The sequence below is a fragment of the Mesorhizobium sp. 113-3-9 genome (assembly GCF_016756515.1).
Lineage (GTDB): Bacteria > Pseudomonadota > Alphaproteobacteria > Rhizobiales > Rhizobiaceae > Mesorhizobium.
The window spans coordinates 4438765-4452065 of the sequence record NZ_AP023246.1 but is presented as its reverse complement, the minus strand read 5'-3'; the positions used below and the strand labels follow the sequence as shown (position 1 = coordinate 4452065).

13 protein-coding genes are annotated in these 13301 nt (G+C 61.7%); 6 read left to right on the top strand and 7 right to left on the bottom strand.

What is annotated here, in order from left to right; all coding sequences use genetic code 11:
- Positions 1-98: 98 nt before the first annotated feature.
- From MesoLj_RS21570 to MesoLj_RS21550, 5 genes are all read left to right on the top strand, one after another.
- Complete coding sequence (locus MesoLj_RS21570; protein WP_140773528.1) at positions 99-563, top strand: RidA family protein; 465 nt, start codon at positions 99-101, stop codon at positions 561-563.
- 7 nt (positions 564-570) lie between these two features.
- Entirely contained in the window at positions 571-1299 is a 729-nt protein-coding gene (locus MesoLj_RS21565) for a glycerophosphodiester phosphodiesterase (RefSeq protein WP_202322317.1), read from the top strand.
- Between the two features lie 55 nt (positions 1300-1354).
- Positions 1355-2572: a GNAT family N-acetyltransferase gene (locus tag MesoLj_RS21560; RefSeq protein WP_202322315.1), complete on the top strand. Its 1218-nt coding sequence runs from the start codon at positions 1355-1357 to the stop codon at positions 2570-2572.
- A gap of 107 nt (positions 2573-2679) precedes the next feature.
- Positions 2680-3117: an HIT family protein gene (locus tag MesoLj_RS21555; protein WP_202322313.1), complete on the top strand. Its 438-nt coding sequence runs from the start codon at positions 2680-2682 to the stop codon at positions 3115-3117.
- Positions 3118-3228: 111 nt separating this feature from the next.
- Positions 3229-4365 carry a phosphatase PAP2 family protein gene (locus MesoLj_RS21550; protein WP_202322311.1) on the top strand — a complete coding sequence of 379 codons (1137 nt, stop codon included), beginning with the start codon at positions 3229-3231 and terminating at the stop codon, positions 4363-4365.
- Here the strand turns inward: MesoLj_RS21550 and MesoLj_RS21545 are convergent, their stop codons facing one another.
- The 4 genes from MesoLj_RS21545 to MesoLj_RS21530 form a co-directional block, all read right to left on the bottom strand.
- Positions 4366-5007, bottom strand: a complete 642-nt coding sequence (locus MesoLj_RS21545) for a chloramphenicol phosphotransferase CPT family protein (RefSeq protein ID WP_202322309.1) — start codon at positions 5005-5007, stop codon at positions 4366-4368. It lies immediately after the preceding gene.
- Positions 5008-5070: 63 nt separating this feature from the next.
- Positions 5071-7539: an ATP-dependent Clp protease ATP-binding subunit ClpA gene (gene clpA, locus MesoLj_RS21540; protein ID WP_056576958.1), complete on the bottom strand. Its 2469-nt coding sequence runs from the start codon at positions 7537-7539 to the stop codon at positions 5071-5073.
- A gap of 6 nt (positions 7540-7545) precedes the next feature.
- On the bottom strand, positions 7546-7875 hold the full coding sequence (clpS, locus tag MesoLj_RS21535; protein WP_010909565.1) for an ATP-dependent Clp protease adapter ClpS: 330 nt from the start codon (positions 7873-7875) through the stop codon (positions 7546-7548).
- 276 nt (positions 7876-8151) lie between these two features.
- Positions 8152-8481 carry a phasin family protein gene (locus tag MesoLj_RS21530; protein ID WP_140773518.1) on the bottom strand — a complete coding sequence of 110 codons (330 nt, stop codon included), beginning with the start codon at positions 8479-8481 and terminating at the stop codon, positions 8152-8154.
- A 285-nt stretch (positions 8482-8766) separates the two neighbouring features.
- Between MesoLj_RS21530 and MesoLj_RS21525 the strand changes: the two genes are divergently transcribed.
- On the top strand, positions 8767-10191 hold the full coding sequence (locus MesoLj_RS21525) for a D-alanyl-D-alanine carboxypeptidase family protein (protein WP_202322308.1): 1425 nt from the start codon (positions 8767-8769) through the stop codon (positions 10189-10191).
- Positions 10192-10238: 47 nt separating this feature from the next.
- On the opposite strand, the gene MesoLj_RS21520 is transcribed toward MesoLj_RS21525, so the two are convergent.
- The 3 genes from MesoLj_RS21520 to MesoLj_RS21510 all read right to left on the bottom strand — a co-directional run bounded on the left by MesoLj_RS21520 (position 10239) and on the right by MesoLj_RS21510 (position 13128).
- Positions 10239-10940, bottom strand: coding sequence for a DnaJ domain-containing protein (locus tag MesoLj_RS21520; protein WP_202322307.1), 702 nt, complete (start codon positions 10938-10940; stop codon positions 10239-10241).
- Between the two features lie 277 nt (positions 10941-11217).
- Positions 11218-11655 (bottom strand): DUF1489 family protein, encoded by a 438-nt coding sequence (locus MesoLj_RS21515; protein ID WP_202322303.1) that lies wholly within the window; start codon positions 11653-11655, stop codon positions 11218-11220.
- 69 nt (positions 11656-11724) lie between these two features.
- The gene (locus tag MesoLj_RS21510) at positions 11725-13128 is read right to left on the bottom strand and encodes an L-serine ammonia-lyase (protein WP_202322301.1); all 1404 of its coding nucleotides are present in this window, start codon (positions 13126-13128) and stop codon (positions 11725-11727) included.
- Positions 13129-13301 lie beyond the last annotated feature (173 nt).

Below are 13301 nucleotides of genomic sequence, written 5' to 3'. Positions count from 1 at the left end.
AAAGATGGTCCAGCTTAAAAAAAGTCGTGGCGGAAGCGAGGCAAAAATAGCAATTTCGGCCCGGCCATCGCGGCGCCTTCCAGCAATAGGGAAAAGCAATGAGTGAAACAATCGAAAAGCGGCTAAGCGATCTTGGCGTGGCGCTTCCTGTCGCCGCCGCACCTGCCGCCAACTACGTGCCCTATTGCAGGTCAGGCAATCTGCTGTTCACCGCCGGACAATTGCCGCTCAAGGACGGCAAGCTGCAGGCGAGCGGCCTGCTCGGCCGTGACGTCGACACGGCAAGCGGCAAGGACGCGGCAAAATACTGCGCAATCAACATTCTGGCGCAGGCCAAAGCCGCGCTCGGCGACCTCGAGAAGATCCGCCGGCTGGTCAAGATCACCGTCTTCGTCGCCTCCACGGCTGACTTTGTCGAGCAGCATCTGGTCGCCAACGGCGCCTCCGATTTCCTGGTCGCCGCCCTTGGCGAGCGCGGCAAGCACGCCCGCTCGGCTGTCGGCACCGCCTCCCTGCCGCTTAATGCCGCAGTGGAAATCGAAGCGATCTTCGAAGTCGAATGAGGCTGACATGACCGACCTCTCCTGGCTGACGGCCCGGCCGGTTGCCCATCGCGGCTTCCACGACATGAACAAGACGCGCTGGGAAAACACGCTGTCGGCCTTCGCCGCCGCGGCTGAACGCGGCTACGCCATCGAATGCGACGTGCATCTGTCGTCGGACGGCGTTCCCATCATCATCCATGACGACGACCTGAAAAGGCTGACCGGACAGGATGGTTTCGTCTGGCAACGTAGCGCGGCCGAACTGACCGCGCTCAAGGTTGGCGGCACATCCGACCATTTGCCGACGCTGCAGGAAGCGCTCGACCTGGTTGACGGCCGCGTCCCCATGGTCGTCGAACTGAAAGGGATTCCCGGCCGCGATGAAGGCCTGGTGGCGCGTGTCGGCAAGATGCTCAAGCGTTACAAGGGCAAGGCGGCGATCATGTCGTTCGATCACTGGCTGATCCGCGATTTCCCGAAACATGCGCCCGGCATTCCCGCTGGTTTGACCGCCTACGGCAAGGACCTCAAGCTGATCGAAGCGCATTTTTCCATGCTGGCGCACGAACTCTCCTTCACCTCCTACGCCGCCGGCGACTTGCCGAACCCGTTCGTCAGCTTCGTGCGTGAAAAGCTCAAGATGCCCGTCATCACCTGGACGGTCCATGACCAGCCCGCGATCGATCTGACCTTCAAATATGCAGATCAGATGACATTCGAAGGGTTCGAGCCCGACCCGGTGAAGGTCGCCTGAGCGGTGTGTCTGAAACGTGACTTGTAGCGGCCCCGATGGAGCTTAAATAAGCCTCATGGATCAGGATGACGACGGCGACGGGCAAACAGCAAACGCGGACTATTCGATCCGCATCGCCGCCGGCATTGGTGCTTTCACCTGCGATGAATGGAACGGCTTTGCCGGCACCACGCGCGGCGATGCGGAAAATGGCTATAACCCGCTCGTTTCATTCGCGTTCTTGAGCGCACTCGAAGATTCCGGCTGCGCCGTGCGGCGCACCGGCTGGCAAGGACATCACCTGCGGCTGGAGACCGCGCAAGGCAGGCTGCTGGGTGCGGTCCCCTGCTATCTCAAGTCGCACAGCCAGGGCGAATATGTGTTCGACCACGGCTGGTCGGATGCCTTCGAGCGCGCTGGTGGCCGCTACTACCCGAAACTGCAATGCGCCGTGCCGCTCACGCCCGTCACCGGCCCTCGCCTGCTGGTCGGCAAAGGCGAGGATCCCGATGCGGTCAAGGCCGGGCTCGCCGCCGGCCTCAAAATGGTGACCGACAAGCTCGGCGTGTCCTCGGCGCATGTCACCTTCGCGCAGGAAAGCGACGTCGCGACGCTTGAGGCCGCGGGCTTCCTGCATCGCACCGACCAGCAGTTCCACTTCTTCAACGAAGGCTTTTCGACTTACGACGACTTTCTCGCCACACTTGCCTCGCGCAAGCGCAAGGCGATGAAGAAGGAACGGCGCGAAGCGCTTGCCGATGGCATCACCATCGAGTGGCTGACCGGCAAGGACCTGACCGAGAAAGCCTGGGACGACTTCTTCGCTTTCTACATGGACACCGGCAGCCGCAAATGGGGCCGCCCCTATCTGAACCGCCAGTTCTTCTCGCTGATCGGCGAACGCATGGCGGACGACATCCTGCTGGTGATGGCCAGGCGCAACGGGCGCTACATTGCCGGCGCCATCAATTTCATCGGCTCCGACGCGCTCTATGGCCGCAACTGGGGCTGCATCGAGGATCACCCCTTCCTGCATTTCGAGGTCTGCTACCACCAGGCCATCGATTTCGCCATCGAACGCAAGTTGAAGGTGGTCGAGGCTGGCGCGCAGGGAGAGCACAAGCTGGCGCGCGGCTACAGGCCGGTGACAATGCATTCCGCCCACTACATTTCGCATCCTGGCCTGCGCAACGCGGTCGCCGACTATCTCAGGCGCGAGCGGCGCGAAGTCGAGCGGATGGGCGAATATCTGGAAGAGCATACCCCGTTCCGCAAGGACTTGGAGGAGGAGTAAGCAGGTTTTGGCATGGTCGATCTCGCCTGATCGCCCGCCGCATCGTCTTGCCGCTCCGGAAGAGCTTCGCTACACGGGATGGCGAGGTAGAATCCGGAGCGTTCGCCATGGCCCAAGCCGCCTATGACACCGACAACATCTTCGCCAAGATCCTGCGCGGCGAAATTCCTTCGCACCGCGTTTACGAAGACGATGCGGTCGTGGCCTTCATGGATGTGATGCCGCAGGGGCCGGGCCACACGCTGGTGGTGCCAAAGGCGCCGTCGCGCAATCTGCTCGACGCTGCCCCGTCGACCTTCGGCCCGCTTTTCACGGTCGTCCAGAAAGTGGCGCTGGCCGTGAAGAAGGCTCTCGACGCCGATGGCGTCACCATCCTGCAGTTCAACGAACCGGCCTCCGGGCAGACCGTTTACCACCTGCATGTGCATGTCATCCCGCGCTTCGACGGCATCCCCCTGAAGCCGCATACCGGTGCAATGGAAAAGCCCGAAGTGCTGGCTGAGAACGCCGAAAAGATCCGCGCCGCCCTGTCGGCCGAATCTTAAGCCTTTGTAAACCGAGCGATCATCGCAGCGACTGGGACATCACCCGGCGGCGGCATTCTTAATATTCCAGCAAGCCCTTGCGAGGCATTTTTCCTGCGCGAGGGACATGCATTGCAAGATACTTTCGAATATTTGAGCCGGCGGTCCGGGGCCAATGGTGAGGCCGCTTTTTCAAAACTCTTGGTCGAATCGTTTCTTCGGCACCGTATTATTCATGCGGTTGCGCTGTTTACTCTGGGATTAGGCTTTGCGGTTGGCGCCCGGGTCGGAAATTTGCCGGATTTCGGGTTGCTTTACGAATATGCCTTTTATCTGGTGGTCTATTTCTGGATTTTTGGATGTGCATATGCAGCCTTCCGGCTGCTTCAACTGGCGTTGGTCCACCGCGCAAGATCGCCAGCCAACCATTTGTTGGTTTCCTTCCGGCAATTGCTGGCCGATAGAAACCGCATTGCCAATGGCGTGAACGGCCTTGTCGCGATCCTGATTTTTGTTTCGGGCTTTTCAGTGCTGAAGGGCGCGATCGCGGTACTGGCGCCTTTCTCCTGGGACCAGGCCATCGCTCACTTCAGCACCAAGCTGCATTTCGGGCGCGCTTCTTACCAATGGCTTTGGTGGATTCTTGAAAGCCCGCTAGCCCTCCGTCTTCTCAATTTCTGCTATAATTTTTGGTTTGCGGTGCTGATCGTGACTGTCTTTTCAAGTGTCGCGGCGACCCGCGATACTCTTCTGCGTCATCAGTTCCTGCTCAGCTTCATGCTGCTCTGGCTGATCGGCGGCTTCTTCGTTGCTTTGACATTCTCATCCGCCGGCCCCTGCTACTTTGCAAGGTTGGGCTTCGGCGATCTCTATCAGCCGTTGATGGACGCACTTCAGTCGGCGAATAGCCAGTATCCGATCTGGGCCCTGTCCCTGCAGGACCGATTGTGGAACGGCTATGAGGGTGTGTCCTCAGGAACCATGGGCATATCAGCGTTCCCTTCCATTCATGTCGCGTCATCCGTGCTTTTTGCACTGTATGTAACGAGGCTGTCTCCACGGCTGGGCGTCGTACTGTGGATATTCGCGGCGATCATCATGCTCGGCTCAGTGGTTCTTGGGTGGCACTACGCCCTGGACGGTTACGCGGGCATACTGATCTCGGTCGCCATCTGGAAAATCACCGGCGTGGTATTGTCCCGGACGACGATTGCTTCACGTTTCGCGAGCGAGGTTCCTTTGGCCCGCCAGGAAGCTGCGTCGGTATAGTCAGGAACGCTGGTGGGTTGCGGGGGACGGATCCACAAGCCCCTGAAAGGCTGTCGGGTTCGCCGCTCCCGGTAGAAGCCGTTCGCGGATCGCATCCGCACATTGCACCGGGCTCAGCAACGAAGTGTCGACCTCAAGGTCATATAGGCCCGGCCGGTGTACCTCATCCTGCCACAGACGCACCGGCGAAGGTACGGGATCAGCCGGCGAGCCGGTGACATAACCCCTGCTCGCCTCGCTGGCGGCTCGCCTTTCCATAATGATTTCAATTGGACAGCGAACGCCGACAAACAGCACTGGCAGGGCGGCGAGCCGGCGCGCGCAATCGATCAGGCAGTCGAGGGGCTTCGAATACGCATCGTGATGGCCGACATCCGTCACGACATTCAGGCCCAGCCGGCTATGGGCCGCGATCGATTCGTAGAGGGCCGCATAGAAGCGGGGCACGAAGACCTCGAGGTCAGGTCGCTCGCCGCCAGGGCGCAGGCCTATTCCCGGACGATATCGCGGGGGTGTGATCCGCTCATAGCTGTCGACGCCCAGATTCATCCACGGGCCATCGAAGCTTTCCTGAATGGCTCTGGCGATGCTCGACTTTCCCGATCGCGGCGCGCCGTTGAGGATGATGATCTGGCCGGCCATGGCCACCCCATTGTTCAAATGAAAAAAGCCCCGTTTCCGGGGCTTTTCTCGACTGCGAAATGATCAGTTCTTTCTTGGCAGTTGCGGTACAAGGCTGCGCTTGCCGCCATCCTTGCCCTTGGGCTCCGGCTTCTGCGCCACAACCTTCTTTGCCGCGGGCTTCTTGGCCACCGCCTTCCTTGGCTTGGGTGCGTCTTCCGGCTCTTCCTTCTTCGGCTGCACCGGCGCCTCGTCGGCCAGCGATTCGAGCTTCAGGCCGGTCTCGCCGGTTTCCTTCTTCTCGACGGTGACGCGCACCGTGCCGCCCTTCTTCAGCTTGCCGAACAACACCTCGTCGGCCAATGGCTTCTTGATGTGCTCCTGGATGACGCGACCGAGCGGCCGCGCACCCATGCGCTCGTCATAGCCCTTGTCGGCGAGCCAGGCGATCGCATCCGGCGACAGGTCGAAGGTGACGCCACGCTCGGAGAGCTGGGCCTCGAGCTGCATGACGAACTTCTGCACCACCTGATGGATCACCGGCACCGGCAGCGAGCCGAATGGGATGATCGCATCGAGACGGTTGCGGAACTCCGGCGTGAACAGCCGATTGATCGCCTCGACATCGTCGCCTTCGCGCTTGGTCGAACCGAAACCGATCGCCGCGCGCTGCGCATCCGATGCACCCGCATTGGTGGTCATGATCAGGATCACATTGCGGAAGTCGATCTGCTTGCCGTTGTGGTCGGTCAGCTTGCCGTGATCCATCACCTGCAACAGGATGTTGAACAGGTCCGGATGTGCCTTCTCGACCTCGTCCAGCAAAAGCACGCAGTGCGGATGCTGGTCGACGCCATCGGTCAACAGGCCGCCCTGGTCGAAGCCGACATAGCCGGGAGGCGCGCCGATCAGCCGTGAAACGGTATGGCGTTCCATGTATTCCGACATGTCGAAGCGGATCAGCTCGACACCGAGCGAGGCGGCGAGTTGCTTGGCGACTTCGGTCTTGCCGACGCCTGTCGGGCCTGAGAACAGGTAGGAGCCGATCGGCTTCTCCGGTTCGCGCAGGCCGGCACGTGCCAGCTTGATCGCCGAGGTCAGCGCGGTAATGGCGGTGTCCTGGCCATAGACGACACGCTTCAGTTCGATGTCGAGGCCTTGCAGCACTTTCTCGTCATCGGCCGAAACGGTCTTTGGCGGGATGCGCGCCATGGTGGCGATCGTTGCTTCGATCTCCTTGATGCCGATGGTCTTCTTGCGCTTGGCTTCAGGCACCAGCATCTGCGAGGCACCGGTCTCGTCGATCACGTCGATCGCCTTGTCCGGCAGCTTGCGGTCATTGATGTAGCGCGCCGACAGCTCGACCGAGGCCTTGATGGCTTCGCTCGTGTAGCGGACCTTGTGGAATTCCTCGAAATAGGGCTTCAGCCCCTTCATGATCTCGATGGCATCCTCGATGGTCGGCTCGTTGACGTCGATCTTCTGGAAGCGCCGCACGAGAGCGCGATCCTTCTCGAAGAACTGGCGGAATTCCTTGTAGGTGGTCGAGCCGATGCAGCGGATCGCGCCCGACGACAAGGCCGGCTTCAACAGGTTGGACGCGTCCATTGCGCCGCCCGACGTGGCGCCGGCGCCGATCACCGTATGGATCTCGTCGATAAACAGAACGGCGCCCGGATAATCCTCGAGCTCCTTGACGACCTGCTTCAGCCGCTCCTCGAAATCGCCGCGATAGCGCGTACCGGCCAGCAGCGTGCCCATGTCGAGCGCGAAGATGGTGGCGTTGTGCAGCACTTCGGGAACATCGCCCTCGACGATGCGCTTGGCCAGGCCCTCGGCGATCGCCGTCTTGCCGACGCCGGGGTCGCCGACATAGAGCGGATTGTTCTTGGAGCGGCGGCACAGCACCTGGATGGTGCGGTTGATCTCCGACTCGCGCCCGATCAACGGATCGATCTTGCCGGCCTTGGCCTTGTTGTTGAGGTTGACGCAATAGGCGGTCAGCGCGTCCTGCTGCTGCTTCTTCTTGCCGCCTTCCTCTTGCGGCTCGGCGCCATTCTGGCCGCCCTGTTCGTCATCGGCACCGCGCGGCGAGCGCGTCTCCGATGCGCCCGGGCGCTTGGCGATGCCGTGCGAGATGTAGTTGACCGCGTCGTAGCGGGTCATCTGCTGTTCCTGCAGGAAATAGGCGGCGTGGCTCTCGCGCTCGGCGAAGATGGCGACGAGCACGTTGGCGCCCGACACTTCCTCGCGGCCCGACGACTGCACATGGATGACCGCGCGCTGGATGACGCGCTGGAACCCCGCGGTCGGCTTGGAGTCCTCGTCGTATCCGGTGACGAGGTTGTCGAGCTCGGTGTCGATATAGGTGAGAACAGTGTGCTTCAGCTCGTCGAGATCGACGTTGCAGGCGCGCATGACGGCGGCCGCCTCGGTGTCGTCGATCAGCGCGAGCAGCAGATGTTCTAGGGTTGCGTATTCATGGTGCCGCTCATTGGCGAGCGTCAGCGCCTGGTGAAGCGCCTTTTCCAGGCCTTGGGAGAAAGCCGGCATGTTACCTCACTTCTTCTCCATCACGCATTGCAGCGGATGCTGATTCTGTCGGGCGAAATCCATGACCTGAGACACTTTGGTCTCGGCCACCTCGAATGTATAGACCCCGCACTCGCCCACTCCATGATTGTGAACATGGAGCATGATGCGTGTGGCGGCTTCGCGGTCCTTCTGGAAAAAACGCTCCAGAACGTGAACCACGAACTCCATCGGAGTGTAGTCGTCGTTGAGGATGAGGACCCGGTAAAGGCTGGGCTTCTTGGTCTTGGTTTTGGTGCGCGTGATGACGGCCGTCCCGCGGCCGGCCTCATTGCCGTCGCCGCCGCCGTTTTGCATCCGCGCCACTTGTTTCGTGGCAGTCAAACCGATCGTCACGTAATCCTGCCTCTTCGAATCCTCATGCGAGTTCGACATGTAGGTGTTCGATGGACGATTTTAAGCCCTTCTGGTTAGCTGACAATATGGCTAGGTGACCAAACTTCGCGGATTTTCGCAATCGTGAAGCGCTACGCCGCCCTGGAGCGGAAATTGGCATGAAAAAACCCGGCCGCGCTTCCGCGACCGGGTTTGTCCCAGACCCAAAGGGCCTGACTTGCAGCTGTCGGGCGAAAATTACTTCGCCTTGGCAACGATCGATTCGAACGGCTTGTAGGCTTCCTTGGCGAGTTCGGCATAGAGATCGCCAATCTTGGTGGCCTCGGCGACGAACGCCTCGTAGGACTGCTTGGCGTAGTCAGACTGGATCTCGATCGCCTTTTCCAGCGACTTGGCCGAAAAAAGCTTCTCTGCAGCGGCGCTGCCGGCCTCGAAACTCTTCTTGGTGTATTCACCGGCTTCGGTCGCGATCGCCTGCGCGCCCTTGGAGAGCGAAGCGAAGCTCTTCAATCCGGTATCGGCGAATTCCTTGCCGTATTTGCTGAAGTCCTCATAGGTCTGGGTCATTTCACGATTCCCTTGACGGTTGAGGCGTCCTTCTTCGGGGCGCCCTTGTGCAATGCACTCAAATATATTGTGCGCCGCACAAAAGTCAATATTTGGCCCGCGTGCGGAGCCTGCCTGCGCAGGCAATGGCTAAAAATCAAATAAAGTGAGTTTCAAGCCCGAAGAAAATGGTGAACGCGGCGGTTACCATAAACGGATTGGTAACGCTGCCCCGGTAGCTTGGCCGGAAGTGAGGCAGGACCCTTTGCCGCCTCCAGCGCAACGAAGAATTCAAGGGAAATATCAGTGCGTCAGGCGTTGTTGGGCATCGTTTCCAAATCCACCTCCCCCCTCAAAGCGATCATGGTCTTCGCCTTGGCGATGACATTCGTTTGCGCTGACGTCGCCACGTCGCTGGCAGCGCGGCCGGCAGCCATTGTCGTGGACGCCAAGACGGGCAAGGTGCTGTACTCCGCGGATGCCAACGGCAGGCGCTATCCGGCGTCGCTGACCAAGATGATGACGCTCTATCTGACCTTCGAAGCCATGGCGAAGGGCAAGATCAGCAGAAACTCGCCGGTGGTGTTTTCGGCCCATGCCTCCGCCGAGGCGCCTACGAAGCTTGGCGTGAAGCCTGGCGGTTCGGTAACGGTCGAGACCGCGATCCTGTCGATCGTCACCAAGTCGGCGAATGATTCGGCCACCGCGCTCGGCGAAATGCTCGGCGGTGATGAAAGCACCTTTGCCCGCATGATGACCGCCAAGGCGCGGCAGCTCGGCATGAACGGCACCGTCTTCCGCAACGCCAACGGCCTGCCCGACCCTGGCCAGTTCACCACCGCGCGCGACATGGCCACGCTGGGCATCGCACTGCGGGAGCATTTTCCCCAGTACTATGGCTATTTCTCGCAGCGCTCCTTTCTCTACGGCCGCCAGCGCATCAACGGGCATAACCGCCTGCTTGGACGCATCAAGGGCGTCGACGGCATCAAAACCGGCTACACCCGCGCCTCCGGCTTCAATCTCGTCTCGTCCGTCTCCGACGGCAACCGCCGGCTCGTCGCCGTTGTCATGGGCGGAACGTCGGGCGGCAGCCGCGACAACCAGATGGCAAGCCTGATCAACACCTATATGCCCAGGGCATCGACCCGCGGTGGTGGCGATCTGGTCGCCAAGGCTGACAGCAACAATCCGATCAAGGCACTTGCCAAGGTTCTGCTGCCCAAGCACGACGCGCCGACCCCGGACGAAAAGCCGGTAGCCGTCGCTGAAGACGACACGGCCGTCGCCGACGACGCAACCGTTGCCCAGGGCGACAGCGAGGACGAGGAGACCGCTCAGGCCGAGGCACCCAAGCTGGTAGTCCCGGCAAAGAAGGTGAAGACCGTCATCGTCGCTGCCCCCAAGGTCGCCACGGCACAGGTCGTGGCCGCCTATGCCGAACCGACACCGGCTGTCGATCCGGTCAACACGGCGTCGGTACCGTCGGGCTGGGCCATCCAGGTCGCATCGTCGCCTAAGCAGTCGGAAGCCCAGGCATTCCTCGACAAGACCACCAAGCAGGCACCCAAGGTGCTGGCGGATGCCGCCGGCTTCACCGTTGCCTTCGACAAGGACGGCGTCACCTATTACCGCGCCCGCTTCGGCGGCTTCGGATCGAAGGACGCCGCTTGGAAGGCCTGCACTGCTTTGAAGAAGAAGAAAATCGAGTGCTACGCCGTCCAGCAATAGGACGGCGTGGAAGCGATCTCCCGGAAAATTGCTGCGTCGAAGGAGAACTAATTGTGATTGGAGAGCAAGACGTCCTTGGCTTCGTTAATTCGCGCCGCCAGGAAAGACGTGCCGCCGACATCGGGGTGCAGGCGCTGCATCAGGCGGCGGTGCGCCTTGCGGACATCCGCCGCGGCGGCCCCCGCTTCAAGACCAAGGACCTTGTAGGCCTCCTCCTTAGTCATGGAGCCCGGACCTGGCGCAACACCCAGCCCTTCGCCACCGTTCGCCTCAGTGTTTTTGCGCCAGACGGGAAATCTGCCGTCAAGATACGTCTCTAGCAGTTGGCGACTCTCCGCATCGCCGGAGAGTTCGCGGTAGAGATGCTGCAGCTCCGCAAGGCCCATCGCGCCAAGCATCTTGCCGTCGTGACGGCCGGCCAGAACCAGTCCTTCAAGGCCGCCCGTATTGTGATCCAGTTCCATCTCGAGTGCTGCCGTCCGCACCGTTGAGCGTTTTCCCGACGCCGAACTGACCTTGGGTCGGTTCGCGTGCGTGGCGGCATACCAGCCGATTGCCACGAACAGGATGACGCCGCCGATTCCGCTTCGACCGACCAGAAGCACGGCGCCGCCTGCCAGCGCCAGCAGCACCGGACCCAGTGTTCTCGTCGCGCTCGCGAGCCGGGCCGGGTCTGCCCGGAGGAAGGCCGAGACTACGGCCAAGAGCACCAGCAGCAATGCGACCAGAACGATAATTGCGCCTAACATTTCCCACCGCCCCGCGGATACCCTGTCGGCCCGGACAGCCGCGTGATGTCATCAAACACTTTTTCTGCGCCGGAATGATGGCCTTCCCTCGGGCGGGAAGAGGCCGCCATGCAGGCCGGCCCGGCGAACGCCGCGGCTTTCGTCGAGTTCGACAGCTTTTGATCGCGCATGAATTTCAAGATGTGGCGTTGTGGCTCCGCTTGCAAGTCCAGTGCGAGGCAAGATTGAGGGCCAGAAACAGCCCGCGCCAGGACAGGCAACGCTTGTGCGCGGAGACCTACAGCAAGCCGAGGTCGGCGAGCTCGCGCCTGAGTTTGGGCGGCATCTCGACCAGTCCGGCCTTGCCCTTGCCGAGATCGAGTGGCGCGTCCGAAGGTTTCAGGTAGCGCCAGCCCTGGAAAGCCCGCCGCGGCTGCCAGTCAGTGCGCACGACTTGCGGATCGAGCATCAAATGGCAGCGGCCGATGCCCTCGTCGTCGGTGAACGGCCGGATTTCGGTGATCAGCTGGCGGCACTGCACGTTGCCCTTGATCACCCAGTAGAGTGAACCGCCATCGGTGATCTCGGCGCCCCGCGTCGGCACCATGCGCGTGGTGTGCCAGTGTTCGACCGGTTCACCGGCCCGGCGCCGTTCGTCGAGACGGAACTCGATCCATTCCTCGAGATCCTCGACGCTGTCGCAGCCGACGCACAGTTTTAGGAGATTGAGAGCCATTCGCTAAGGTTAGTCCGGAGCGCCGACACGTCAACGGCCTGACGAACTTCTCCACAGTGCCAGACGCCCTCAGCACTCCACGACATTGACGGCGAGCCCGCCGAGGCTGGTTTCCTTGTACTTCTCGTTCATGTCGAGGCCGGTCTGGCGCATGGTCTCGATCGCCGAGTCGAGCGGCACGAAGTGAACGCCGTCGCCCTTGATGGCCAATGACGCGGCGGTCACCGCCTTGACCGCGCCGAGAGCATTGCGTTCGATGCATGGCACCTGCACCAGCCCGCCGACCGGATCGCAGGTCATGCCGAGATGGTGTTCGAGCGCGATTTCGGCCGCATTCTCCACCTGCATTGCCGTACCGCCCATGACGGCGCACAAGCCGGCCGCGGCCATTGCCGAGGCGGAACCGACCTCGCCCTGGCATCCGACCTCGGCGCCCGAGATCGACGCATTGGTCTTGATGATGCCGCCGACGGCCGCTGCCGTCAGCAGGAAGTCGCGGATGCTCGGCTGGTCGGCCTCGGGATGGAAATGCAGCCAGTAGCGAAGCACCGCCGGCAGCGTGCCGGCTGCGCCATTGGTCGGCGCGGTGACGACGCGCCCGCCCGCCGCATTCTCCTCGTTGACCGCCATCGCGTAGATCGACAGCCAGTCATTGGCGAGCAGCGGATTTGGCCGGTTCTGTTGCCACTGTTCCTGCAGCTTGTCGTGGAGTTGCCGGGCGCGGCGCCGCACCTTCAGCCCACCAGGCATGATGCCGTCCTGCGACAGGCCACGGTCGATGCAGCCCTTCATCGCGTTCCAGATCGCGTCGAGGCCGGCATCGAGCTCCTCGCGCGACATCTGCGTTTCCTCGTTGACGCGCTTCATCTCGGCGATGGAAAGGCCGCTCTTGGCCGCCATCTTCAGCATCTCGACCGCGTTCTTGAAGGGATAAGGCACTTTCTTGCCTTCAGTCGTCACCGACCCCTTGGCCTTCATCCGCTGCAATTCTTCTTCCGAGACCACGAAGCCGCCGCCGATCGAATAGTAGATGCGCTTGAGAAGCAGACGGCCACCGGAATCATAGGCATAGAACGCCATGCCGTTGGCGTGACCCGTGAGCGGCGTCTTGCGGTCGAGCACCAGATCCGTGGCCGGGTCGAAATGGTAGGACGGGTGACCGGGCGGTGAAATCAGCCTGTCGGCGGTGATGCGGCCGACAATGCCGTCGGCCTGGTCGGGATCGACTGTTTGCGGCGTCTGGCCGGCGAGGCCGAGGATAACGGCGCGGTCGCTGCCATGGCCGATTCCGGTATAGGCGAGCGAGCCGTGCAGGCTGGCCCCGATGCGGGCGACCTTGGCGCCGGCGGGACGCGGCCAGTCGTCCCCCGCGACCTCGTCGAGAAACCGACGCGCGGCAGTCATCGGCCCCATCGTGTGAGAGCTGGAGGGGCCGATGCCGATCTTGAACAGGTCGAAAACCGAAAGGAACACGCTGTCTCCTGGGGCACGTCGAGGACTACATACAGATATAGGAATTCCCCGGATGTTTCCGCTCTTTTGGCAATCGCGGCGCAGCACCTGCCGACCTTGTTTGCTCCGGCAGCGACATTGCCGTCGATCACGTGAGCCCGCATCGAAGCGACCACGCTGGATGTGATAAATTC

Bases quoted from the DNA above. Each gene is read 5' to 3' on its own strand.
- MesoLj_RS21570 (WP_140773528.1), top strand. From the start codon at position 99: ATGAGTGAAACAATCGAAAAGCGGCTAAGCGATCTTGGCGTGGCGCTT.
- MesoLj_RS21565 (WP_202322317.1), top strand. From the start codon at position 571: ATGACCGACCTCTCCTGGCTGACGGCCCGGCCGGTTGCCCATCGCGGC.
- MesoLj_RS21560 (WP_202322315.1), top strand. From the start codon at position 1,355: ATGGATCAGGATGACGACGGCGACGGGCAAACAGCAAACGCGGACTAT.
- MesoLj_RS21555 (WP_202322313.1), top strand. From the start codon at position 2,680: ATGGCCCAAGCCGCCTATGACACCGACAACATCTTCGCCAAGATCCTG.
- MesoLj_RS21545 (WP_202322309.1), bottom strand. From the start codon at position 5,007: ATGGCCGGCCAGATCATCATCCTCAACGGCGCGCCGCGATCGGGAAAG.
- clpA (WP_056576958.1), bottom strand. From the start codon at position 7,539: ATGCCGGCTTTCTCCCAAGGCCTGGAAAAGGCGCTTCACCAGGCGCTG.
- clpS (WP_010909565.1), bottom strand. From the start codon at position 7,875: ATGCAAAACGGCGGCGGCGACGGCAATGAGGCCGGCCGCGGGACGGCC.
- MesoLj_RS21530 (WP_140773518.1), bottom strand. From the start codon at position 8,481: ATGACCCAGACCTATGAGGACTTCAGCAAATACGGCAAGGAATTCGCC.
- MesoLj_RS21520 (WP_202322307.1), bottom strand. From the start codon at position 10,940: ATGTTAGGCGCAATTATCGTTCTGGTCGCATTGCTGCTGGTGCTCTTG.
- MesoLj_RS21515 (WP_202322303.1), bottom strand. From the start codon at position 11,655: ATGGCTCTCAATCTCCTAAAACTGTGCGTCGGCTGCGACAGCGTCGAG.